20 protein-coding genes are annotated in these 21,799 nt (G+C 62.2%); 11 read left to right on the top strand and 9 right to left on the bottom strand.

Annotation, left to right across the window (positions count from 1 at the left end; genetic code table 11):
* The first annotated feature begins 31 nt into the window (after window positions 1–31).
* The 3 genes from GR197_RS24465 (at window position 32) to GR197_RS24455 (ending at window position 2,475) form a co-directional block, all read left to right on the top strand.
* Window positions 32–1,243 (top strand): NADP-dependent isocitrate dehydrogenase, encoded by a 1,212-nt coding sequence (locus GR197_RS24465; protein ID WP_164014219.1) that lies wholly within the window; start codon window positions 32–34, stop codon window positions 1,241–1,243.
* Between the two features lie 70 nt (window positions 1,244–1,313).
* Window positions 1,314–1,760, top strand: a complete 447-nt coding sequence (locus GR197_RS24460; protein ID WP_164014217.1) for a GNAT family N-acetyltransferase — start codon at window positions 1,314–1,316, stop codon at window positions 1,758–1,760.
* 88 nt (window positions 1,761–1,848) lie between these two features.
* A complete protein-coding gene (locus tag GR197_RS24455) occupies window positions 1,849–2,475 on the top strand; it encodes a glutathione S-transferase family protein (protein WP_164014215.1) in 627 nt (208 codons plus the stop codon).
* 46 nt (window positions 2,476–2,521) lie between these two features.
* Here the strand turns inward: GR197_RS24455 and GR197_RS24450 are convergent, their stop codons facing one another.
* From GR197_RS24450 to recA, 3 genes are all read right to left on the bottom strand, one after another.
* Window positions 2,522–3,373, bottom strand: a complete 852-nt coding sequence (locus tag GR197_RS24450; protein ID WP_164014214.1) for an AraC family transcriptional regulator — start codon at window positions 3,371–3,373, stop codon at window positions 2,522–2,524.
* 141 nt (window positions 3,374–3,514) lie between these two features.
* Window positions 3,515–6,169 carry an alanine--tRNA ligase gene (gene alaS, locus GR197_RS24445; RefSeq protein WP_164014212.1) on the bottom strand — a complete coding sequence of 885 codons (2,655 nt, stop codon included), beginning with the start codon at window positions 6,167–6,169 and terminating at the stop codon, window positions 3,515–3,517.
* A 165-nt stretch (window positions 6,170–6,334) separates the two neighbouring features.
* Complete coding sequence (gene recA, locus GR197_RS24440) at window positions 6,335–7,423, bottom strand: recombinase RecA (protein ID WP_164014210.1); 1,089 nt, start codon at window positions 7,421–7,423, stop codon at window positions 6,335–6,337.
* A 229-nt stretch (window positions 7,424–7,652) separates the two neighbouring features.
* Here recA and GR197_RS24435 point away from each other — a divergent pair, with 229 nt between their 5' ends.
* Entirely contained in the window at window positions 7,653–8,597 is a 945-nt protein-coding gene (locus GR197_RS24435) for a carbohydrate kinase family protein (protein WP_164014208.1), read from the top strand.
* 87 nt (window positions 8,598–8,684) lie between these two features.
* Window positions 8,685–9,611 carry a pseudouridine-5'-phosphate glycosidase gene (locus tag GR197_RS24430; protein WP_164014206.1) on the top strand — a complete coding sequence of 309 codons (927 nt, stop codon included), beginning with the start codon at window positions 8,685–8,687 and terminating at the stop codon, window positions 9,609–9,611.
* Window positions 9,612–9,656: 45 nt separating this feature from the next.
* Here GR197_RS24430 and GR197_RS24425 read toward each other — a convergent pair whose 3' ends face one another.
* Entirely contained in the window at window positions 9,657–10,082 is a 426-nt protein-coding gene (locus GR197_RS24425; protein WP_164014204.1) for a DUF3592 domain-containing protein, read from the bottom strand.
* A 111-nt stretch (window positions 10,083–10,193) separates the two neighbouring features.
* A complete protein-coding gene (gene cckA / locus GR197_RS24420; RefSeq protein ID WP_164014202.1) occupies window positions 10,194–12,794 on the bottom strand; it encodes a cell cycle histidine kinase CckA in 2,601 nt (866 codons plus the stop codon).
* 307 nt (window positions 12,795–13,101) lie between these two features.
* Here cckA and GR197_RS24415 point away from each other — a divergent pair, with 307 nt between their 5' ends.
* Both GR197_RS24415 and GR197_RS24410 read left to right on the top strand, forming a co-directional pair.
* Window positions 13,102–14,178 carry a flagellar biosynthetic protein FliO gene (locus GR197_RS24415; RefSeq protein WP_164014200.1) on the top strand — a complete coding sequence of 359 codons (1,077 nt, stop codon included), beginning with the start codon at window positions 13,102–13,104 and terminating at the stop codon, window positions 14,176–14,178.
* A 414-nt stretch (window positions 14,179–14,592) separates the two neighbouring features.
* Window positions 14,593–15,237, top strand: coding sequence for a DUF1062 domain-containing protein (locus GR197_RS24410; protein WP_164014198.1), 645 nt, complete (start codon window positions 14,593–14,595; stop codon window positions 15,235–15,237).
* 64 nt (window positions 15,238–15,301) lie between these two features.
* On the opposite strand, the gene dksA is transcribed toward GR197_RS24410, so the two are convergent.
* Window positions 15,302–15,721, bottom strand: coding sequence for an RNA polymerase-binding protein DksA (dksA, locus tag GR197_RS24405; RefSeq protein ID WP_164014196.1), 420 nt, complete (start codon window positions 15,719–15,721; stop codon window positions 15,302–15,304).
* A 276-nt stretch (window positions 15,722–15,997) separates the two neighbouring features.
* Between dksA and GR197_RS24400 the strand changes: the two genes are divergently transcribed.
* From GR197_RS24400 to GR197_RS24385, 4 genes are all read left to right on the top strand, one after another.
* Window positions 15,998–16,492, top strand: coding sequence for a SixA phosphatase family protein (locus GR197_RS24400; protein ID WP_164014194.1), 495 nt, complete (start codon window positions 15,998–16,000; stop codon window positions 16,490–16,492).
* A gap of 75 nt (window positions 16,493–16,567) precedes the next feature.
* Window positions 16,568–18,043, top strand: a complete 1,476-nt coding sequence (locus tag GR197_RS24395; protein WP_164014192.1) for a YcjX family protein — start codon at window positions 16,568–16,570, stop codon at window positions 18,041–18,043.
* The gene (locus GR197_RS24390; protein WP_164014191.1) at window positions 18,040–19,119 is read left to right on the top strand and encodes a YcjF family protein; all 1,080 of its coding nucleotides are present in this window, start codon (window positions 18,040–18,042) and stop codon (window positions 19,117–19,119) included. The genes GR197_RS24395 and GR197_RS24390 overlap by 4 nt, the downstream gene beginning before the upstream one ends.
* A 210-nt stretch (window positions 19,120–19,329) precedes the next feature.
* Window positions 19,330–19,881 carry a hypothetical protein gene (locus GR197_RS24385; protein WP_164014189.1) on the top strand — a complete coding sequence of 184 codons (552 nt, stop codon included), beginning with the start codon at window positions 19,330–19,332 and terminating at the stop codon, window positions 19,879–19,881.
* An 89-nt stretch (window positions 19,882–19,970) separates the two neighbouring features.
* Here the strand turns inward: GR197_RS24385 and folK are convergent, their stop codons facing one another.
* Genes folK through folP form a run of 3 tightly spaced genes read right to left on the bottom strand, consistent with a single transcriptional unit; the run spans window position 19,971 to window position 21,713 of the window.
* A complete protein-coding gene (gene folK, locus GR197_RS24380; protein ID WP_164014367.1) occupies window positions 19,971–20,489 on the bottom strand; it encodes a 2-amino-4-hydroxy-6-hydroxymethyldihydropteridine diphosphokinase in 519 nt (172 codons plus the stop codon).
* On the bottom strand, window positions 20,482–20,847 hold the full coding sequence (gene folB / locus GR197_RS24375; RefSeq protein WP_003579602.1) for a dihydroneopterin aldolase: 366 nt from the start codon (window positions 20,845–20,847) through the stop codon (window positions 20,482–20,484). The genes folK and folB overlap by 8 nt, the downstream gene beginning before the upstream one ends.
* Window positions 20,844–21,713, bottom strand: coding sequence for a dihydropteroate synthase (folP, locus tag GR197_RS24370; RefSeq protein WP_164014187.1), 870 nt, complete (start codon window positions 21,711–21,713; stop codon window positions 20,844–20,846). Before folP ends, folB begins: the two co-directional genes overlap by 4 nt.
* Window positions 21,714–21,799: the final 86 nt, after the last annotated feature.

Below are 21,799 nucleotides of genomic sequence, written 5' to 3'. Positions count from 1 at the left end.
GTCCCCCTTCAAGCTCGAACGAGGCAGATACATGAACAAGATCAAGGTCGCCAATCCCGTCGCCGATCTCGACGGCGATGAAATGACGCGCATCATCTGGCAGCTTATCAAGGACAAGCTGATCCATCCGTATCTCGACCTCGATATCGACTATTTCGACCTCTCCGTTGAAAACCGCGACGCCACCAACGACCAGGTGACGGTCGATGCCGCCAACGCCATCAAGAAATACGGCGTCGGCATCAAGTGCGCGACGATCACGCCTGATGAAGCACGCGTCAAGGAATTCAACCTTAAGGAAATGTGGAAGAGCCCGAACGGCACGATCCGCAACATCCTCGGCGGCGTCATCTTCCGCGAGCCGATCATCTGCAAAAACGTGCCGCGCCTGGTTCCCGGCTGGACCAAGCCGATCGTCGTCGGCCGCCACGCCTTCGGCGACCAGTACCGCGCCACCGATTTCAAGTTCCCCGGCAAGGGCAAGCTGACAATCAAGTTCGTCGGCGAGGACGGCACCGTCATCGAGAAGGAAGTCTTCAACGCGCCGGGCTCCGGCGTCGCCATGGCCATGTACAACCTGGACGAATCGATCCGGGAATTCGCCCGTGCCTCGATGATGTACGGCCTGATGCGCAAGTGGCCGGTCTACCTGTCGACCAAGAACACCATCCTCAAGGCCTATGACGGCCGCTTCAAGGACATCTTCGAAGAAGTCTTCGAGGCTGAATTCAAGGATCAGTTCAAGGAAGCCGGCATCACTTACGAACATCGTCTGATCGACGACATGGTCGCCTCGGCGCTCAAGTGGTCGGGCGGCTATGTCTGGGCCTGCAAGAACTATGATGGCGACGTCCAGTCCGACACCGTTGCCCAGGGCTTCGGCTCGCTCGGCCTGATGACCTCGGTTCTGCTCACGCCCGACGGCAAGACTGTCGAAGCCGAAGCCGCTCACGGCACCGTCACCCGCCACTACCGCCAGCACCAGAAGGGCCAGGAAACCTCGACGAACTCGATCGCCTCGATCTTCGCCTGGACCCGCGGCCTCGCCCATCGCGCCAAGCTCGACGACAATGCCGAGCTCGCCCGCTTTGCCGCAACGCTCGAAAAGGTCTGCGTCGACACCGTCGAATCCGGTTTCATGACCAAGGACCTGGCGCTGTTGATCGGCCCTGATCAGCCCTGGCTGTCGACCACCGCTTTCCTCGATAAGATCGACCAGAACCTGCAGAAGGCCATGGCGTAAGCCAGTCCTTTCGCGATAACATTGAAACGGCGGGGATATTCTCCGCCGTTTTTCATTTTGGGAGCGAACGATGACGGCCATCCTAAGACCGCTGCAGCCTTCGGACCGCGCCGCTTGGCACCCCTTGTGGGAGGCCTATCAGCGCTTCTATGAAGTGGCCATCCCGCCCGAAACCACGGACCTCACCTGGAACCGCTTCCACGATCCGGACGAACCGATGCACGCGCTCGGCGCCCTCGACGACGACGGCCGCCTTGTCGGTATCGTCCACGCCATCTTTCACCGCTCCTGCTGGCTGCCGCAATGGACCTGCTACCTGCAGGATCTCTATGTCGAAAACAGCCAGCGCGGCCTCGGTACGGGTGCAGCACTGATCGACGCCGTCGCCGATCTCGCCCGCGCGAATGGCGCAGGCCGGCTCTATTGGATGACGCACGAAACGAATGCAACGGCACGGCGGCTCTACGACAAGATCGCCGAACGCTCGGGTTTCATCCAGTACCGCAAGGCGCTTTAAGAGCCGGGGGTTGCACTAAGGCCTCACTGCACTATTAATTCCCGGGAACGGCCGGGCCGCTGAATAACGGGACACGAGGGAGGATCTCATGACTGAGGAATTGGTATTCTATACGAACCCGATGTCGCGCGGCCGCATCGTGCGCTGGATGCTGGAGGAGATCGGCCAGCCCTATCGCACCGAACTGCTGACCTTTGACCAAACCATGAAGGCGCCCGAGTATCTCTCGGTCAATCCGATGGGTAAGGTGCCGGCGATCCGCCACGGCGACACCGTCGTTACTGAAAGTGCGGCGATCTGCGCCTATCTGGCCGAGACCTTCCCGGAAAAGGCGCTGGCGCCGAGGCCGGAGGAACGCGCCCGCTATTACCGTTGGATGTTCTTTGCCGCCGGTCCGCTGGAATCGGCGGTGACGATGAAAGCTCTCGGCTTCGAAATTCCGACGGAACGCCTGCGCATGGCCGGCTGCGGCGGTTTCGGCGACGTCATGAACGCGCTCGAAATGGCCGTTTCCGGCTCGACCTATGTTGCCGGCGAGCGCTTCACCGCCGCCGACGTCTATGTCGGCTCGCATATCGGCTGGGGCCTCGGTTTTGGCTCCATCGAGAAGCGACAGGCCTTCGTCGACTATTTCGGCCGCATCAGCCAGCGTGAGGCCTACAAGCGCGCCAATGCGCTTGATGACGAGGCCGGCAAGACGATGCAGGCCGCCTGATCGTCACCGGCGCGGGTCTCAGATGACCGCGCCGGGATGCCAGTTTTCAGGCAAGCGGCATGTGAATATCCGTCATCAGTTCGGTTGGCGGCACGTCGCGCGGATTGTTAAGATACTCCTCGAACATCACGCTGTCTTTTAGCTGCCGTCCGGATTTCGGCAGCCATTCGGCATAGAGCCATTGGTAGGCCTTGTGCATGTTGGCATAGGGGCCCTTGTGGCGCAGCACAGCGTAGTCGCCGCCGTCGATTGTGCGCCGCTCGAACGGCGGCTCGGTCGGACCTTCAGAAACGCCGGTGACACAGGCGATCGAGCGCAGTTTTTCGGCTGGCACGATGTCGGGATCGTCGAGATAGACGCCGATCATCCGCATATCGGGCTTGGCAAGTCCGCGGGCGTAAAGCGTGCCGAACAACGTCTCGAAGGCCTTGCCGATCTCCATATAAGAGCCGGTATGGGCGACGCCGATCAGTTCGGTCGGTGCGATCTCACGTATGGTCACGTCGAACATGGCTTTGGTCTTTCCGTTAGGTGAGGGTTGGAAGGCTGTGTGGCTTCCCTCTTTCCGGTAGCGGGCCGGCGGCATGCCGTAGACCGACTTGAAGATGCGGTTGAAAGATTGGAGATTGGGATAGCCTGATCGCTTCGCAATTTCGCTGACCGCAAGCTCCGTGCGGACGATCTCGCCCGCCGCGCGATGCAGCCTGAGCCGCTTGACGGTTGCCGCCAGCGTCTCGCGGTAAATCGCCCGGTAGATCCTGTGCCAGTGATAGCTCGACATGCAGGCGATCTCGGCAAGTCGCTCCATATCCAGCTCCTCATCAAGGTGGTCGTGAATATAGGCAGAAACCCGTCTCAGACGGTTTTCATACAGTGCCCATGCCGTTTCGCCGTTCATGTCAAACCTCGTGCAAATCGATCGGCTAAAGAGAACCATATCCCGATTTGACAAATCCTGCGGAGTTGCCGGCGCAAACCGAAAAAGAAAAAGGCGGAAGCTGAGCCTCCGCCTTTCGAAACTCTCTTATGAACCGGCAGTTCAGCCAGCGAGTGCCAGGGCCACCGCTTCGATCGCCTCGTCGGCCTTCGAGCCGTCGGGACCGCCGGCCTGGGCCATGTCGGGGCGGCCGCCGCCGCCCTTGCCGCCTAGGGCGGCCGAGGCGACGCGCACCAGATCGACAGCACTGAAACGATCCACGAGATCCGGCGTCACCGCCACGACCGCGCTTGCCTTGCCGTCGTCGGAAACGCCGATCAGGGTGACGACGCCGGAGCCGATGCTGGCCTTGCCGTCATCGGCAAGACCCTTCAAATCCTTGGGATCGACACCTGAAATCGCCTTGCCGAGGAATTTGACGCCGGCGACTTCGCGCACTGCATCGACCGAGCCGCCCTGCCCACCGCCCATGGCGAGCTTGCGCTTGGCGTCTGCCAGCTCCTTCTCCAGCTTGCGGCGCTCGTCCATCAACGCTTCGACGCGCGACAGAACTTCGGCCGGCTGTACCTTGAGCGAGGTGGCAAGCGCCTTTACGCGTTCGTCCTGTTCGGCCAGATATTCTCGCGCCGATTCGCCGGTGACGGCCTCGATGCGGCGAACGCCGGCGCCGACGGCACTCTCGCCGAGAACGCGGATCAGGCCGATCTGGCCGGTCGCCCCAACATGCGTGCCGCCGCAGAGTTCGATCGAATAGGACCTGCCGGCCTTGGCGCCGCGCACACCCTCGCCCATCGCCACGACCCGCACTTCGTCGCCGTATTTTTCGCCGAACAGCGCCATCGCGCCCTCGGCGATTGCATCATCGACGCTCATCAACCGGGTTGTAACAGGCGAATTCTGCAGCACGATTTCGTTTGCCATATCCTCGACGATCTTCAGCTCCTCGGCCGACATTGGCTTCGGATGCGAAACGTCGAAACGCAAACGCTCAGGCGCGACCAGCGAACCCTTCTGGGCCACATGGGTACCGAGCACCTCGCGCAGCGCTTCATGCAACAGATGCGTTGCCGAGTGGTTGGCACGCAGCCGCGAGCGTCGTGCGTGATCGACGGTCAGAACAACCGCGTCCCCGGTCTTGAACGCGCCTTCGATAACGGCGCCGAAATGTACGAAGAGGCCTTCACCCCTCTTCTGCGTGTCTGATATCTCGATCTTGCCGTGGTCGGACGAGATGACGCCGGTATCGCCCATCTGACCACCGGATTCGCCATAGAACGGCGTCTGGCTGACGACGATCTGCACCTTGTCGCCGATCTTGGCTTCTTCAGAGACGGCGCCGTCCTTGACGATCGCCTGCACCACGCCTTCAGCGGTTTCGGTGTCGTAACCCAGGAATTCGGTTGCGCCATGCTTTTCCCTGAGCTCGAACCAGATGGTTTCTGTCGCCTTCTCGCCGGAACCGGCCCAGTGCGAGCGGGCTTCGGCCTTCTGGCGTTGCATGGCATCGGTGAAGCCGGAAATATCGACACCGATCTCGCGAGCGCGCAACGCATCCTGCGTCAGGTCGAGCGGGAAGCCGTAAGTGTCATAGAGCTTGAAGGCGGTCTCGCCATCCAGCATGTCGCCCTTGCCGAGATCTGTGGTCGCATCCGACAGCAGCGACAGGCCACGCTCCAGCGTCTTGCGGAACCGGCCTTCTTCGAGTTTCAGCGTCTCCGAGATCAGAGCTTCGGCGCGCACCAGTTCCGGGTAGGCGCGGCCCATCTCCTGCACCAGCGTCGGCAGCAGCTTGTACATCAGCGGCTCGCGGGCGCCGAGCAGTTCGGCATGGCGCATGGCGCGGCGCATGATACGGCGAAGCACATAGCCGCGACCTTCATTCGACGGCAGCACGCCATCGGCGATCAGGAAGGCCGACGAGCGCAGGTGGTCGGCGATGACGCGATGGCTGGCGCTACCCTCCGCCTTGACGCCCATCGTCTCCTCGATGGTGCCGATCAGCGTGCGGAACAGGTCCGTATCAAAGACGCTCTGGGTGCCCTGCAGAATGCAGGCCATGCGCTCCAGACCCATGCCGGTATCGATCGACGGACGCGGCAGCGGGTTGCGAACCCCAGGCTCCGTCTGCTCGAACTGCATGAAAACGAGGTTCCAGAATTCCAGGAACCGGTCGCCATCCTCCTCCGGCGAACCGGGAGGGCCGCCCCAGACGTTTTCGCCCTGGTCGATGAAGATTTCCGAGCAGGGGCCGCAGGGGCCGGTATCGCCCATCTGCCAGAAATTGTCCGAGGTGGGGATGCGGATGATCTTGTCGTCGGAGAAGCCTGCAATCTTCTTCCACAGCGTCGCTGCTTCTTCGTCTTCGGAATAGACGGTCACCAGCAGGCGATGTTTCGGCAGATCGAAACCTTCGGTGACCAGCTTCCAGGCAAGCTCGATCGCATTCTCCTTGAAATAGTCGCCAAACGAGAAGTTGCCGAGCATTTCGAAGAAGGTCAGGTGCCGGGCCGTATAGCCGACATTATCGAGGTCGTTATGCTTGCCGCCGGCGCGCACGCATTTTTGCGACGTTGTTGCCGTCGAATAAGGACGTTTCTCAAGGCCGGTGAAGACGTTCTTGAACTGCACCATGCCGGCATTGGTGAACATCAGCGTCGGGTCGTTGCGCGGCACGAGCGGGCTCGACGAGACGATCTCGTGACCGTTCTTCTTGAAATAGTCGAGGAATGTCGACCGGATATCGTTCACACCGCTCATGCTATGCCCTTCAATGCTGCCGGAGGCAGGTAAATCTAAATCCATCGGCTTTTAACGTTCGCCTCCGCCACTGTCCAGCAGACAAACAAAACCGGCCGCATTCTGATCAGGGAATGCAGCCGGTTTGAATTTTCTAAGGGATTGGGAGAAAAACTGACCGCGCGATCACATCTCCGCGGCAGCATCACCATCATCGGGATCCGGTCCGCCGTTCTGCAGGAAGCGATCGGCGATCAAGCCGGCATTCTGGCGCAGCGACAGCTCGATTTCGCGAGCGAGATCCGGATTGTCGCGCAGGAAGGTTTTGGCGTTTTCGCGGCCCTGGCCGAGACGCTGGCTGTTATAGGAAAACCAGGCACCCGACTTCTCGACGATGCCGGCCTTGACGCCGAGATCGACCAGTTCGCCGGTCTTGGAAACGCCCTCGCCATACATGATGTCGAATTCGACCTGCTTGAAGGGCGGCGCCATCTTGTTCTTGACGACCTTGACGCGGGTCTGGTTGCCGATCACCTCTTCGCGCTCCTTGACCGCGCCGATGCGGCGGATGTCGAGGCGCACGGAGGCATAGAACTTCAGCGCATTGCCGCCCGTCGTCGTTTCCGGCGAACCGAACATGACGCCGATCTTCATGCGGATCTGGTTGATGAAGATCACCATGGTGTTCGACTTGGAAATCGAAGCGGTGAGCTTGCGCAGCGCCTGGCTCATCAGGCGCGCCTGCAGACCAGGCAGGCTGTCGCCCATCTCGCCTTCGATTTCGGCGCGCGGCGTCAGCGCGGCGACCGAGTCGACGACGAGAACGTCGACGGCGCCGGAGCGCACCAGCGTATCGGTAATTTCGAGAGCCTGCTCACCGGTATCGGGCTGCGAGATCAGAAGGTTCTGCAGATCGACGCCGAGCTTGCGGGCATAGACGGGATCGAGCGCATGTTCGGCATCGACGAAGGCGCAGATGCCGCCCTTCTTCTGCGCTTCGGCAATGGTCTGCAGTGCAAGCGTCGTCTTACCCGAGCTTTCCGGCCCGTAAATTTCGACGATACGGCCCCTCGGCAGACCACCGACGCCAAGTGCAATATCGAGGCCAAGCGAGCCGGTCGAGATCGTCTCGATCTCGACAACATTCTCGTTGGAGCCGAGTTTCATGATCGAGCCCTTGCCGAACGACCGCTCTATCTGTGAGAGTGCCGCTTCAAGCGCTTTGCTTTTGTCCACCGATTTGTCCTCTACCAGCCGCAATGAATTCTGAGACATCCGATCCACCTTTAGGTTATTGAAGCCGCCCAAGCAATGTCGAGTTTGTACCCTATTTGTTCCACTCTCACAATAGGCGATCAAACAGTTGAAAGAAAAAGGTAAAACGACCCGTGTTCTATTTTTGTTTTATCGATGCAAAGCAACAGCTTAGGCATGAAATGCCACCACGCGTCCATCAGAATGCATCGCATCGATTCGCTTTTTCAACACCGGGAAAGCGGCTGAAATGAACAGAAAGATTCTCGTTCTCGGCGGTGCCCATATCGATAGACGCGGCCGCATCTTGGGCGAGACGGCGCCTGGGGCCAGCAATCCCGGGACCTGGTTCGAAGAGCCGGGCGGCGGCGGCTTCAATGCGGCGCGCAATCTCGCAAGGCTTGGTTTTCAGGTGACGATGATCTCGCCGCGCGGCGGCGATGCGATCGGCGAGGTAGTTGGCGAAGCCGCCGATTTCGCCGGCATCGACGACCGGCCTTTCGTCTTCCTTGACCGCAAGACGCCGAGCTATACGGCGATCATTGAGAAGGACGGCAATCTGGTGATTGCCCTTGCCGACATGGATCTCTACCGCTTCTTCGTGCCGCGGCGTCTGTCGATCCGCTGGGTACGGGAGGCCTTCGCCGCCCATGATCTCATTCTTTTCGACGCCAACCTGCCGGAAGAGACGATCGCGGCGATCGTTGCCAAGGCCCATTCCCTGGCAAAGCCGGTCGCAGCGATCGCCATCTCGCCTGCCAAGGTCGTCAGGCTGAAACCCTGTATCGGGGATATCGACTACCTGTTCCTGAATGAGGCCGAGGCCGCCGCCCTTGCCGGTGAACAGCCGGAAGACGCTGCCGGCTGGCCGCCGCTCCTGAACGAAATCGGCATCAGGAACGCCGTCGTCACCCGCGGCCGCCGCGAGCTCGTCGCACTTTGCGAGGGCCGCGCCATGACGCTGCAGCCGCCGATCGCCGACACTGTCGCCGATGTCACCGGTGCCGGCGATTCTCTTGCGGCCGGCACGCTCGCCGCCTTGATGGCCGGTCTGCCGCTCGAGGAAGCCGTCCGCCACGGCACCGCGGCCGCCACGCTGACCGTGCAGTCGCCGCACGCCGTCAACGAAAATCTGACGCCGGACCTCTTGAATGCGGCGCTTGCCCTTGTTCCCAAGGTCAGAATTCTGCATTGAAACGGCGAAATTAAATAGTTGAGCGTGATGTCGTCCGAAACCGCTGAGACTTTTCGGCATCATGCTCCATCGACGACAGGACAAATCATGACCAAGCCCATCTCGCCTCTTCTGCCGATCGCCTATTCGAAAGAGGTCGCCAGCGCCAAGCAGCGCGGCGCGCCGCTGGTGGCGCTGGAATCGACGATCATCACCCATGGCATGCCCTATCCCGGCAATATCGAGATGGCCCGCAGCGTCGAGACGATCATTCGCGAACAGGGTGCCGTGCCGGCAACGATCGCCGTCATTCACGGCACGCTGCATGTCGGCCTTGAAGCCGGCGAACTGGAGCAGCTTGCCAAGGCGACCGAAGTGATGAAGGTGTCGCGCGCCGATCTCGCCTTCGCGATCGCCGAGCGCCGCACCGGCGCTACCACAGTCGCCGCGACGATGATTGCCGCCGCCCGCGCCGGCATCCGGGTTTTTGCCACAGGCGGCATCGGCGGCGTGCACCGCGGCGCCGAGGAAAGCTTTGACATCTCCGCCGATCTCGAGGAACTGGCGCGCACCGGCGTTATCGTCGTCTGCGCCGGCGCCAAGGCAATCCTCGACATTCCGAAGACGCTGGAGGTGCTGGAAACCCGCGGCGTCCCCGTGGTCACTTACGAGAGCGAAGAATTCCCCGCCTTCTGGTCACGCTCCTCAGGCATCCGCAGCCCGCTGTCACTGAACAGCCCGGCCGCCATTGCCAATTTCCAGACGGTGCGCGAACAGCTCGGCATCGACGGCGGCATGCTGATTGCCAACCCGGTGCCCGAGGCTGACGAGATCGCCCGCGAGGAGATGGAAATCTATATTGAGCGGGCGCTGGACAGCGCCGAGCGCGACGAAATCACCGGCAAGGCTGTGACGCCCTATCTGCTCTCGACCATTTTCGACCTGACGGACGGCCAGAGCCTGAAGACGAATATTGCCCTGGTGGAGAATAATGCGAGACTTGCGGCGGAGATTGCCGTGGCGCTCGGCGAGTGATTTTTGATGGGGCGGGCTGGTCCCGCCCCATGAGCGGGAGATGGGTCACGCGCTTCGAGATGATGTCGGCAAAAAGCGTACAACAAAGGACCTCGCCAAAGCATCCAGCAGGTTGGTATCGCGCTTATTGAGGATCAAGTCGTGGGGGTCATCGGGATTAACAAATACGGAAACAAGAGATCCCGGCTCGAACCCAGCGCGGCGCATTTGGCGCGTATTGATTTCCGTCTTGTGATAGGACACGCCGTCGACAGAAAATTCGGCATCCACGAATAAACTATCGACATCGACGATGGTGCCTGTGTAGCAGGCCGTGATTTGCGCTATTGCAGGTCGCCAACGATATGACAGATATATCTGCCGGACCCGAAGTCCGAACAGGATCAACGGGAAGGCAATGATAGAAGCTACCCATAGTGCTTCATATATGGACGGCCCCTCAGTTTCCTTTTGCCGGATCGCAGAGACCATATTACGCGGTCATGGTCCTGCCAAGCGTAAGCACTCTCCTTTTGGGGAGATGATTTGCGGCCATAAGGGGACCACACACGTAGCCCTCTCCAGCCAGCAAATCACCGGGCGTCAGCTATCCAGCGTCTCCTTCACCACAACAGCAAGCTGCTTCAACGAGAACGGCTTCGGCAAAAACCCGAATTTTGCCTCGGGCGGCAAGTTGCGGGCGAAGGCATCTTCGGCGTAGCCCGAGACGAAGATGAATTTCATGTCGGGATAGATCTTGCGCAGCTCGCGCAGCAGCGTCGGGCCGTCCATTTCGGGCATCACCACGTCGGAAACGACGATGTCGACCTTGCCGTCGAGCTCTTCCATGATGTTGAGCGCCTCGACGCCCGATCCCGCCTCGTGCACGGTATAACCGCGGGTTTCCAGCATGCGCTTGCCGCCGCGGCGCACCGCCTCCTCGTCTTCGACAAGAAGGATGACCGCCGATCCCGTCAGGTCCTCCGGCTGCTGCGCCGTTGACTCCGGCCGCATACCGATCTCGGCGACGGCGCTGTCGATCGAGCCTGCTTCGCCGGCAACCACCGGCTCCGGAATGTGGCGCGGCAGGAAGACCCGGAAGGTCGTGCCCTTGCCGACTTCGGATTCCGGCTGGATGTAGCCGCCCGATTGCTTGACGATACCGTAGACCATGGCAAGGCCAAGTCCCGTGCCCTTGCCGACATCCTTGGTAGTGAAGAAGGGCTCGAAGATCTTGTCCATGATCTCAGGCGCGATCCCGGTGCCGTTATCGGCAACTTCGATCAGCACCATGTCCTCGGCCGGCATGTAGGAATAGTTGAAGGCGGAGACCTCTGAAGCAGTCAGGTTTCGGGTCCGCAGCGTGAGCGTGCCGCCCTCGGGCATCGCATCGCGCGCATTGACGCAGAGATTGATCAGCACCTGCTCGAACTGCGAAAGGTCTGTTTTGACAGGCCAAAGGTCGCGGCCATATTGCACGTCGAGCTTGACGTTGGTGCCGGAGAGCAGCCGGTCGACCAGCATGCGCAGGTCGCCGACGACATCGGTGAGGTTGAGCACCGAGGGCCGCATCGTCTGCTTGCGCGAGAAGGCGAGCAGCTGGCGCACCAGCACCGCGGCGCGGTTGGCGTTGCGCTTGATTTCCATCAGGTCGGCAAAGCTGGCATCGGCCGGCCGCGCCTGCAGCAGCAGATGGTCCGAGGAAAGCAGGATGGCCGTCAACACATTGTTGAAATCATGCGCGATGCCGCCGGCGAGCGTGCCGACAGCATTCATCTTCTGCGTCTGGGCCATCTGCGCTTCCAGCGCCTTCTGCTCGGTCACCTCGACGGCATAGACGATCGCCGCCTCCTCGGGCGCCTCGTCGCTCTGGTCTATGACGGCATTGACATAGAAGCGGAAATAGCGCGCCTCGTCGGTCGGCGTGCGCGTATCGAGGGGCGCGATGTCGCCCTGCCGGTCCTTGGCCGCCGCCAGCGCCGCAGCCAGCTGTGGCCGGTCGCTCTCCTGGACGATGGTTTCGAGATGCGGCGCCTTTTCGAGATCGTCGCGCGAGACGACGCTGGAGAACAGCTTCAGGAACGGCGCGTTGGTCCGCAGGATGCGCCCGTCGCCGTCGACCGAGGCGATTGCCATCGGCGTGTTGTTGAAGAAGCGGGTGAACCGCATCGCGGCAGCCGACGCGGACTGGCCGCCGGCTTCGCTCTTTTCACGCCCGAGCACGATCGTCCGGCTTTCGCCGGGTGCGCCGTCGCGCATCGAGGTGACACTGTGAATGATCTGCACCGGCAGGCTCTGGCCATTGGTCTTGCGCAGGTCGAGATCGAGCGTCACGGTCTTTTTCAGGCCCGGTTCGGCCTGCACCGATTGGATCAGCGCCAGTCCCTCGCCCGCCACCACGTCGCCGATCGTCATCGAGCCCGGCACGAACTTGGTGAGATCGAGGCTCAGCCACTCGGCAAGTGTTGCATTGAGATAGAAAATCTCGCCCTTCCTGCCGGCTGAGAAGAAACCGGCCGGCGCATGGTCGAGATAGTCGATCGCGTTCTGCAACTCCTTGAAGAAGCGCTCCTGGTCGTCGCGCTCGGTGGTGATGTCGGTGATCTGCCAGATCTGCAGCGGCTTGCCGCCGCTCTCCTCCGGCTGCAGCAGCCGCGCCTTCAGCCGGTACCAATGTGCGCCGGAGCTGTTGCTTCCAGGCCCGACCGCGCGCAACAGACGGAATTCCTCCCGGCCTTCCTTACCCTCGCGCAGGCCGTTGACCAGCCTGTAGAGTGCCTCGTTCGATTCGCGGTGGCGCGACAGCAGGGTTTCCAGTGTCTGCACCTCGGTCGCCTTGCGCGCACCGGTCAGCGCGCCATAGGCGGCATTGGCATAGATGATCCGGCCCTTTTCGTCGGTGATCAGCGTGCCGTCCGGATGGCTGTTGAGGAAGGCGCGCGCTAGGCTGTCGGACTGGCGCTGCGGCATCACCTCGATGAAACCGATGACCGAGGAGACCAGGAAAAAGATGCCGACCATGGCGAGCACGCCGAGACCGCCAAGCACGACCTCGTTATCGAGCGAGCTTTTGAAGACGACAAAGCCGCCGGCGGCTGCGATCAGCACGAGAGCCAGCAGAAGAATGCGCAAAACCGTGCCAGAACGCCCCCCACGATCCACAAGCGGTGCGTTATACTCGTCGGCCTGACGCGGTTTCGTCATGTATTCCTCACATAAGCCCCTCCAGCTTCGTAGCACGAACACGAAGCGGGAATCAGGCACTGTTTCCTTCTTAGCAATTTGCTGCGTCGGCAAAAACACCGCTGGCCGGCAAGACTGCTTGAATTCACAGGCAACAGCGCCATCTGCCCCTGAAGCGCAACCCGGCCACCCGAGCCCATGGTCGCCGGGCGCCAAGCAGCCAAACACGAAATCGCGTTCTCCCGTGACTGGACAGCACCGGCGGCCCTTGCCTAAGGAACGGAAAAGTCGTCAATATGTGCCGAAATGTGAAATGGAGTGAGTGATTATGTTGGGTGATGTTGTCGGAGCTTATGGCAGCCGTTTCCTGCTTGCGGCCGGTGGCGTCGGTCTGGCGCTTCTCTTGCTCATCCTCGTGCTCTGGGTGATTCGCAGACGGGCGCCCTCGCCCTTCTTGCGCGGCGGCCGCAACCGCCAGCCTCGCCTGCAGGTGCTGGATGCAGCGGCTGTCGATACCCGTCGCCGGCTGGTGCTGGTGCGCCGCGATGACGTCGAGCATCTGATCATGATCGGCGGCCCGAGCGATATCGTCATCGAAAGCCGTATCCTGCCGGGAGCGGCGCAACAGCCGGAAAGCGGCGACCGCCCGCAACCCATAGAACAGCGGCCAATACCCCCAGCGCGCCCGGAAACGCCGGCGGTTTCTCCGCCCCGCGTCCCAGTTGCAGCCCCAGTCGCCTCTCCTGTTGCAGCCCGCATCGAGCCGACGGCCGAGCCTTCCTTCTCCGCACCGGTTTCGCCGGTGCCGCCCCCGCGCCCCGAACCGCCTGCCCCGCCGGCCGTCGCCCCGCCAGTGGCGATGAGCCCTCTTCCGGCAACCCCCGTGACGGCGCCGCTGTCAGCCGAACGCGACACTCCTGTGCCTGCCGCCCCGCCGCAGCCGCGCCCGCTGGAGCGTCCCGTCGCTCCTCTGGTCGCGCAGCCTGTATCGTTCCACGATACCGCAAGTGCGGCCGAGATCCTCGATGCCGCCCGCCAGCGCGTGCTGCCGCAGCAGCGCATCGAACCCGAGATCTCCGCCCCGCCTGTCCACGTCATGCCGGCCGCCGCCCGCGCCGCACCTGGTACGGCAGAGGCCGATGCGGCTGCGCAGTCGGCAGCGGCAATCCGCGGTGATTTCCAGCGGGTGCTGGATGAGGAGATGTCGAACAATCTGACGGCCGAACGCATCGTCCCGGTGCCGGGAAACCAGGCCCCCCGCCAAGCCATACCGCAGCCGCAGCCGCAGCCGGGCAACCTGCCGCGCCGCGATCCCGATCTTGCGCCGATCACCGGCGCTGATACCGAGCTGCAGAAGGAAGTCGCCCGCATCTTCGGCGAGATGAGCGTCAACCGCGACAAATGAGGCAAACGGCGTCCGCGTGAAACCGGGTTGCCGCGCCTTCGCTTTCATCATCAAGTTGCACAAAAGCCGCATGCCGCGGCTTTTTCCGCTTCCGAATGCCTCCGGCCTCCCCATCATGCCGATCATTTGGTATCGATCGGGGTGAAGAGCGTCGGCGCATTCGAGGTTACATTTTGCCTAAGTAAATTCCGGTCTCACTCCAGTTTCACCCGTACTGCCGCATAGCGACACGCTGGCGGCATGCGAACATGTTCATCGGGTGGTGGCGAGAGACCGGTTTGGCATTGTTACAATGTGCCATGTGCAGCTCCGCTGTCTCAGCTCTTCAGCCGCCCACAACATCGCCACACCGCGCCCGCAAGGGTCCTCTCATGCACCATCTCGATGGACTTCCGAACGGAAGACCAAGACGATATGTGCAAGACGCTTCGGGTCCGATGGACCATTATTCCAAAGACAGCGCCCGAGCCTTGGATTGCATGCGGCGGATGCGGAGGCCTGAGAGCCTTCCAGTCCAGCGGCAAGATCCGGCTCAATGCCAACGGTCGCAAGCTGGACGCCTGGCTGATCTACAAATGCCTGACCTGCGAAAGGACATGGAACCGGCCGATCCTCGAGCGCCGGAATGTCCGCGACATCGATCCTGCCGTTCTTAACGCGCTGCAATCCAACGATCCGGACTGGATCCGCGCGGAAAGCTTCAACCTCGATGCTCTGCGACACAAATCGCTGCGTGTGGATGAGTTTGCCGAATTTGGAATCGCGAAGGAAATGCGGCAGGAAACCGCCAATTGGACGAGCTTGGCAATCGAACTGATGGTGCCGTTTCCAACAAGCACCCGCCTCGACCGTCTGCTGGCCTCGGAGCTGAGGCTTTCACGTTCTCGGCTGCAGGCTCTTCACGACAAAGGCATGGTCCAGACGGATCCTGAGCGGGCGGGCATCATGCGGCGACGGATCAGAAATGGCGTCCTTGTGGTGATTGACCTCTCCATGGAGACCGAGCGGGACCAATCGTGGAAACCGCTGGCGGCAGGCAATTACGCCGTAGAACAGTGATCAACGAAAAAAGCGCCGCGATCGGATCGCGGCGCTTGCTGTTTTCATGTCTGCATGAAGACCACTATTCGTCGCGATAGACCTTTTCGCGGCGTTCGTGGCGCTCCTGCGCCTCGATCGACAGCGTCGCGATCGGGCGGGCGTCTAGACGCTTGAGGCCGATCGGTTCGCCGGTTTCCTCGCAAAAGCCGTAAGTACCGTCCTCGATGCGCTGCAGTGCCGCGTCGATCTTGGAAATCAGCTTTCTCTGCCGGTCACGGGCGCGAAGTTCGATCGCCCGGTCAGTTTCCGACGACGCCCGGTCGGCGAGGTCGGGATGGTTTGCGCTTTCCTCGGCCAGATGGTCGAGGGTCTCGCGCGCTTCTCTAAGGATATCGTTTCTCCATGCAACCAGCTTGGTCCTGAAGTAGGCACGCTGGTTTACGTTCATGAACTCTTCCTCTTCCGAGGGAACGTAATTGCTAAGATCGATCTTCTCACTCAACGCGATTCTCCTGAAGAACATCTCATCTGGCCGGGTGTATATCCCAAGCGCTAGTCGCGATTCAAGCCAAATACGACAGGTAAACAGATTTTTAAATCTGTTACAATTTTAGGCTAACGATCTATTTTGTCATGGTTATTCCGGCTTGCGTTTTTTTCTTCGCCTTCAAAACGCCGTGTTGTCAGCCACGTTTTGCGCCGTTGCGGCATGGCTGGCGATTGACGGCGGCCGATTGCAACCGCTACTGAAAAGAACCACCCGATCCTGGATTTGCCCATGACCGTACCGCTGCCTCCGCCCAACCGCATCTATCTCCTGCGTCATGCCGAGGCCGCCTGGGCCGACCCTGGGCAGCGTGATTTCGACCGGCCGCTCAATGAAAAGGGCTTTGGCGGTGCGGAAATCATCGCCGACAAGGCCGCCGACAAGGGCTACCGTCCCGATCTTGTGATCAGTTCGACGGCGCTGCGCTGCCGGGACACCGCCGGCGCCGTGCATCGGGCAATGGGCGTCGCACTCGACGTGCTTTATGTCGATGCGCTCTACAACGCCACTGTCGATACCTATCTCGAGATCGTCGATGCGCAGGATGAGGCGGCCGTCATGCTGGTCGGCCACAATCCGACCATGGAGCAGACGCTGGAGGCGTTGATTGGCCAGGAGGCAATGGTCGGCGCCCTTCCCGGCGGCTTCCCGACGGCGGGCCTTGCCGTCGTCGATTACGACGCTTCCGCCGCCGTCTGGCGCCTCGCCGATTTTGTGATCGTCTGAAAGCTTTCGCGCCGCGTCTTTTTCGGGCGGCGTGCCCTTCCTATATTGCCGGCAGTCACCAACCGGAATCGCGCCTTGCCGCCACGCCTGACATCCTTTGCCGATGACGCCCGCATCGCCCTCGACAATCTCGCCGATCGGGCGAGCGGCCTCGTCAATCCGACCGTGCGGCTCGGCGTCACCGGCCTCTCCCGCTCCGGCAAGACGGTGTTCATTTCCTCGCTGGTTCACAATCTCCTGCATGGCGGCCGCCTGCCGCTGTTCGAGCCGGTACAATCCGGCCGCGTCTCGGCGGTGCGACTGGAGCCGCAGCCCGACGATGCCGTGCCGCGCTTCCAGTACGAGGACCATATCCGCGCGCTGGTGAAGGATCGTATCTGGCCGGATTCGACCCGCGCCATTTCCGAACTGCGCATCACCCTGGATTATCAGAGCGCCAGCGGCTGGAACCGGCTGTTTTCGCCCGGCCGCCTGTCGATCGACATCGTCGATTATCCCGGCGAATGGCTGCTCGACCTGCCGCTGCTCGGCAAGAATTACCGCACCTTCAGTGAGGAAACGACCGCGCTGGCGCAAACCGGCGTCCGCTCCGAACTGTCGCGCGGATGGCTGGCGCTGACTCATGCCGCCGATATCCAGGCCGGCGCCGACGAAATGGTCGCCCGCGACCTCGCCACCGCCTTTGCCGATTATCTCAAGGCCTGCAAGGCCGACGAACGCTCGCTCTCCACTCTGCCGCCCGGCCGTCTGCTGGTGCCCGGCGATCTCGACGGGTCGCCGGCGCTGACCTTCGCACCGCTGGCTCTGCCGCCGGACGGGCGTCCCGGCCGCGGCTCGCTCTGGACGATGATGGAACGGCGTTACGAGGCCTATAAATCGGTCGTCGTCAAACCCTTCTTCCGCGAGCATTTCGCCCGGCTCGACCGCCAGATCGTGCTGGTCGATGCACTACAGGCGATGAACCGCGGCCCTGAAGCCGTGCAGGATCTGGAACGCGCGCTGACCGATGTGCTCGCCTGTTTCCGCCCCGGCACCAATTCGCTGCTCTCCTCGCTGCTCGGGCGCCGCATCGACCGCGTGCTGGTTGCCGCCACCAAGGCCGATCATCTCCACCATGAAAGCCACGACCGGCTCGATGCGCTGACCCGCCGCCTGGTCGATCGTGCCATCGACCGCATCGGCATGGCCGGTGCCGGCATCGACGTCATGGCACTGGCCTCGGTGCGCGCCACCCGCGAGGCGTCGGTCAAGCGTGACGGTCATGAACTGCCGGTCATCGTCGGCACGCCGATGGAAGGCGAAACCATTGCCGGCGAGCGCTTCGACGGCCAGAGAAAGACCGCGATCTTTCCCGGCGACCTGCCGGAGGATCCGGAAAGCCTTTTCGATCGCATCGCCTCGGGCGAGACCGGCTTGCAGCTGCCCGATGTCAACGTCGTCAGGTTCCGCCCGCCGCAGCTTGAGGAAACCGGCGGCGGCATCAAGCTGTCGGTGCCGCATATCCGCCTCGACCGCGCCATGCAGTTCCTGTTCGGAGACCGTCTCGCATGAGCAAGCCCCCCTCCGGGCCGCCACGCCGCCCACCCGCCGTCTTTAGCTATGAGGACGAGGCCACCGAGCGCCATGACAACGGCCGCCAAAAAGAGCAGCGGCGCAGGCCGGAAAGCTTCTCCGAAAACATCGTCGTGACGGCCGATGAAGACGATCCCTTTCTCAATCCCGACAAGGATCTGAGCGCAGTGCCGGTGGCAACGCCGCTGAGACGTCGGACCTCCTTCGGCAAGATCGCCGCCGGCGCCTTCGGCATCCTGTTGTCGCTGGGCCTCGGCCTCTGGACCGACAGCCTGATCCGCGATCTCTTCACCCGCGCCGACTGGTTGGGTTATGTGGCCCTTGCCGTGCTCGCGGTCGGCATTCTCGCCGTGTTTGCCCTCGTCATCCGCGAGACATTAGGAATGATGCGCCTTGCCGCCGTCCAGGCGATCAAGGCCGAAGCGGAAGCCGCGATGGTCGAAACCCGGCCGGCAAAGTCGCGCGCCGTCGTCGGCCGCCTCATCACGCTGCTGTCCGCCAATCCGGAGACATCGAAGGGACGCGCCACGCTGAAGGCGACCGAGGGCGAGGTCATCGATCCTCCGCATCTGATTGCGCTTGCCGAACGGGAATTGCTCGCTCCGCTCGACCGCAAGGCCCGCGCCCTGATCGTCAACGCCTCGAAGCGCGTCTCGATCGTCACCGCCGTCAGCCCGCGCGCCGTGGTCGATCTGCTCTATGTGCTCTATGAGGCCGTGCGGCTGATCCGCGCCATGGCCGAGCTTTACGGCGGTCGCCCCGGCACGCTCGGCATGTTCCGCCTGCTGCGCGACGTGCTGGCGCATCTGGCGGTCACCGGCTCGATCGCCGTCGGCGACAGCCTCGTCCAGCAGGTGCTCGGCCATGGGCTGGCCTCTAAGCTCTCGGCCCGGCTCGGCGAAGGTGTCATCAACGGCCTGATGACCGCCCGCATCGGAATCGCGGCGATGGATCTCTGCCGCCCGCTCGCCTTCCACGCCCTGAAGCGTCCGGGAATCGGTGATTTCATCGGCGATCTCGTCCCCTCCATGTCGCCGCGCGGCAACACTCCTTGAACGAAGCAGTGATTCCGCGGGCTTCTCCTCCCCCTGCGTAAAGCGAGGGAAATTGCAGCGGATTCAAAGCTATAATGGCAGCACGCTAAAATTTTAACCGCGCGATAGCCCTGCCCTGCACCGCATTTCGACACGATCGAAAGGAAGGATTAACCATTCCCAGGCAAAACTTGCAGCCAGTTCGTGAGTGGTGTTTGCCAAGGAAAATCCATGTATTCGCGCAAGTTTCTCATTATATGCGGTCTGGCCGCCGCGGCATTGTCTCCCGTCGCAGATGTCGCTCCGACAGCCACCGCTGCAACCCGTGACAAGGCGTTCTTCGATTCCGTCACCGGCTCCTGGAAGGGCCCGGGCGAAATCGTCGCCGGCAAGTACAAGGGCACCAAATTCACCTGCAACCTGATCGGTGAGCCGACCGGCGACAGCGGCGCCGGCATCAAGCTCGACGGCACCTGCCGCGTCGGCGTCTTCAAGCAGCCGATGACCGCCGTCATCTCGCAGTCGGGCTCGACCTACAAGGGCAAGTTCCTCGACGGCGCCGCCGGCAAGGGGCTCGACGTAGTCTCCGGCGCCGTTAGCGAGGACACCGTCGTCGTCGGCATCAACCGCGCCAAGCTGAACGGCGCGATGATCGCCCGGGTGCGGGATGACAAGACGATGAACGTCACCGTTTCCGTCAAGGTCGAAAGCCAGATGATCCCGGTCATCGGCCTGACGCTGACCCGTCAGGTCGACGAGATGGCCGTCGGTTCTATCGAATAGATAAATCGCCCAGCGGATTTTCCTGAAGCGACAGCGCATTTTCCTGAAGCGGCGGGTTTCCCGCCGTTTTCCGTTTCAGGATCTCCGCCTCAGCTTTGGAGCCACCAGTCGCGGCTGATATCGGCGACTTCGATGCCCGCCACCTCAGCATCTTCAAGCCAATCACTGATCGCCCTGCCCTTGACGAAAAGGCCCGGGGCGATATCGGCGAGCGGCATCAGCACGAAACCGCGATCGGTCATGCGCGGATGCGGCAGTTCCAGCCGCGGCGCCTCCTGAATGACGTCGCCATAGGTCAGCACATCGATATCGAGCGTGCGCGGACCCCAGCGCTCGATGCGCTCGCGTTTCATCTCCCGTTCGATCGACAGGCAGACGTCGAGCAAAGCCTCGGGTTCCAGCCGGGTCTCGACGGCGGCGCAGGCGTTGAAGAAGAAGGATTGGTCGGTCTTGCCCCAGGGCGGCGTGCGATAGAGCCGGGAGACCGCCGTCACCCGGCAGTCATCTCGTTCGTCCAGCCTCTGCAGTGCGGCCGCCATCGCCTTGACGGGATCGCCGACATTGCCGCCGAGGCCGAGTGTGGCGGATTGCCATGCGGCCTCAGGCAAAGTGCTCAACACTCACCTGCACGAAATCGAGCACGCCGGGCACCGGCGCGTTCGGCTTACGCACCGTGATCTTCGCCCGCCGGACCTGCGGGAATGTCTCGCAGAGCCCCTTGGCGATATCGAGCGCAAGGGCCTCGATCAGGTAGCGTCGCTTGCCGGTGACGATCTGCTCGATCACCGTGAAGGCGATGCCGTAATTGACGGTATCGTTGATCGAATCGCTTTCCAGCGCCTCGCCGGCAACGACATCGAGCTCGGCATCGACGAAGAAGCGCTGGCCGAGGAATTCCTCCTCGTCATGCACGCCGTGGCGCGCAAAGAAGGCGCAGTTCTGCAGCGTGATCGTGTAGGTGGTCATGTCGGCCGCTTCCTCTCGAATTCCTGGCGCGCATTCAGCATAGCATCGGCGATGTCGAGCGCATCCCTGTTGATTGCGACATTGTGCACGCGGAAAACCGCAGCGCCTTGAAGTCTGAGCAGGGCGCTGGTTGCAGCCGTCGCCGCGTCTCGGTCCGGCGCCTCACGCCCCGTCACCACGCCGAGGAAGCGCTTGCGTGACGTGCCGGCGAGCAGCGGCAGGCCAAAGCGCGAAAGCTCGGAAAACCGCGCCATCAGTTCGAGATTCTCCTCCGCCGTCTCCTTGGCGAAGCCGAAGCCCGGATCGAGCACGATGCGATCGCTGTTGACGCCGGCGGCCTGGGCGATCGCAAGCGACCGTTTCAGAAAATGCACCTGGTCGGCGATCACATCGGGAAGCTTCGCCCGGTCGCGGCCTGTATGCATGATGCAGAGCCCGGCCCCGGTCGCTGCGGCGATGTCGGCGATATCGGGCTCCTTCTGCAGCCCGAAGACGTCGTTGACGATGTGGGCCCCGGCACCGACCGCCAGCCGCGCCGTCTCGGCGCGATAGGTGTCGATCGAAATCAGTGCCTGGGTGCGCCCGCGCAGCGCCTCGATGACGGGCAGCACGCGCGCCTGCTCCTCGGACGGGCTGACGGATGCTGCGTTCGGCCGGGTCGATTCGCCGCCGATATCGACAATCCCGGCACCCTCGCTCACTGCCCGCAGCGCGTGTTCGACCGCCGCCTCGACGGTTTCAAAACGTCCACCGTCGGAAAAGGAGTCCGGCGTCACGTTGATGATCGCCATGATGAGAGAACGACGGCCGAGTTCGATCTGCCGGCCATGGCCCACACGCCATAAACTGCCTTCGAGCCCTGTCACCAGACTTATCCCATCGATCGCGAAAAAAGCGCCATCCGATATTGCGCTTGTGGTGGCTATGCCCCAAGCTCCGGTCGATTTCAACA

The organism is Rhizobium phaseoli (genome assembly GCF_010668805.1).
GTDB classification, from domain to species: Bacteria; Pseudomonadota; Alphaproteobacteria; order Rhizobiales; family Rhizobiaceae; genus Rhizobium; species Rhizobium phaseoli_A.
The sequence above is the reverse complement of the archived record's forward strand: the minus strand, read 5'-3'. Positions and strand labels throughout refer to the sequence as shown.

What these genes read in the sequence shown, in the direction of transcription:
- GR197_RS24385 (WP_164014189.1), top strand. Translation starts at nt 19,330, where the DNA reads ATGTATTCGCGCAAGTTTCTCATTATATGCGGTCTGGCCGCCGCGGCA.
- GR197_RS24390 (WP_164014191.1), top strand. Translation starts at nt 18,040, where the DNA reads ATGAGCAAGCCCCCCTCCGGGCCGCCACGCCGCCCACCCGCCGTCTTT.
- GR197_RS24410 (WP_164014198.1), top strand. Translation starts at nt 14,593, where the DNA reads ATGTGCAAGACGCTTCGGGTCCGATGGACCATTATTCCAAAGACAGCG.
- recA (WP_164014210.1), bottom strand. Translation starts at nt 7,423, where the DNA reads ATGTCTCAGAATTCATTGCGGCTGGTAGAGGACAAATCGGTGGACAAA.
- GR197_RS24425 (WP_164014204.1), bottom strand. Translation starts at nt 10,082, where the DNA reads ATGGTCTCTGCGATCCGGCAAAAGGAAACTGAGGGGCCGTCCATATAT.
- alaS (WP_164014212.1), bottom strand. Translation starts at nt 6,169, where the DNA reads ATGAGCGGTGTGAACGATATCCGGTCGACATTCCTCGACTATTTCAAG.
- folB (WP_003579602.1), bottom strand. Translation starts at nt 20,847, where the DNA reads ATGACCACCTACACGATCACGCTGCAGAACTGCGCCTTCTTTGCGCGC.
- GR197_RS24435 (WP_164014208.1), top strand. Translation starts at nt 7,653, where the DNA reads ATGAACAGAAAGATTCTCGTTCTCGGCGGTGCCCATATCGATAGACGC.
- GR197_RS24415 (WP_164014200.1), top strand. Translation starts at nt 13,102, where the DNA reads ATGTTGGGTGATGTTGTCGGAGCTTATGGCAGCCGTTTCCTGCTTGCG.
- GR197_RS24465 (WP_164014219.1), top strand. Translation starts at nt 32, where the DNA reads ATGAACAAGATCAAGGTCGCCAATCCCGTCGCCGATCTCGACGGCGAT.
- GR197_RS24450 (WP_164014214.1), bottom strand. Translation starts at nt 3,373, where the DNA reads ATGAACGGCGAAACGGCATGGGCACTGTATGAAAACCGTCTGAGACGG.
- GR197_RS24455 (WP_164014215.1), top strand. Translation starts at nt 1,849, where the DNA reads ATGACTGAGGAATTGGTATTCTATACGAACCCGATGTCGCGCGGCCGC.
- GR197_RS24430 (WP_164014206.1), top strand. Translation starts at nt 8,685, where the DNA reads ATGACCAAGCCCATCTCGCCTCTTCTGCCGATCGCCTATTCGAAAGAG.
- cckA (WP_164014202.1), bottom strand. Translation starts at nt 12,794, where the DNA reads ATGACGAAACCGCGTCAGGCCGACGAGTATAACGCACCGCTTGTGGAT.
- GR197_RS24400 (WP_164014194.1), top strand. Translation starts at nt 15,998, where the DNA reads ATGACCGTACCGCTGCCTCCGCCCAACCGCATCTATCTCCTGCGTCAT.
- GR197_RS24460 (WP_164014217.1), top strand. Translation starts at nt 1,314, where the DNA reads ATGACGGCCATCCTAAGACCGCTGCAGCCTTCGGACCGCGCCGCTTGG.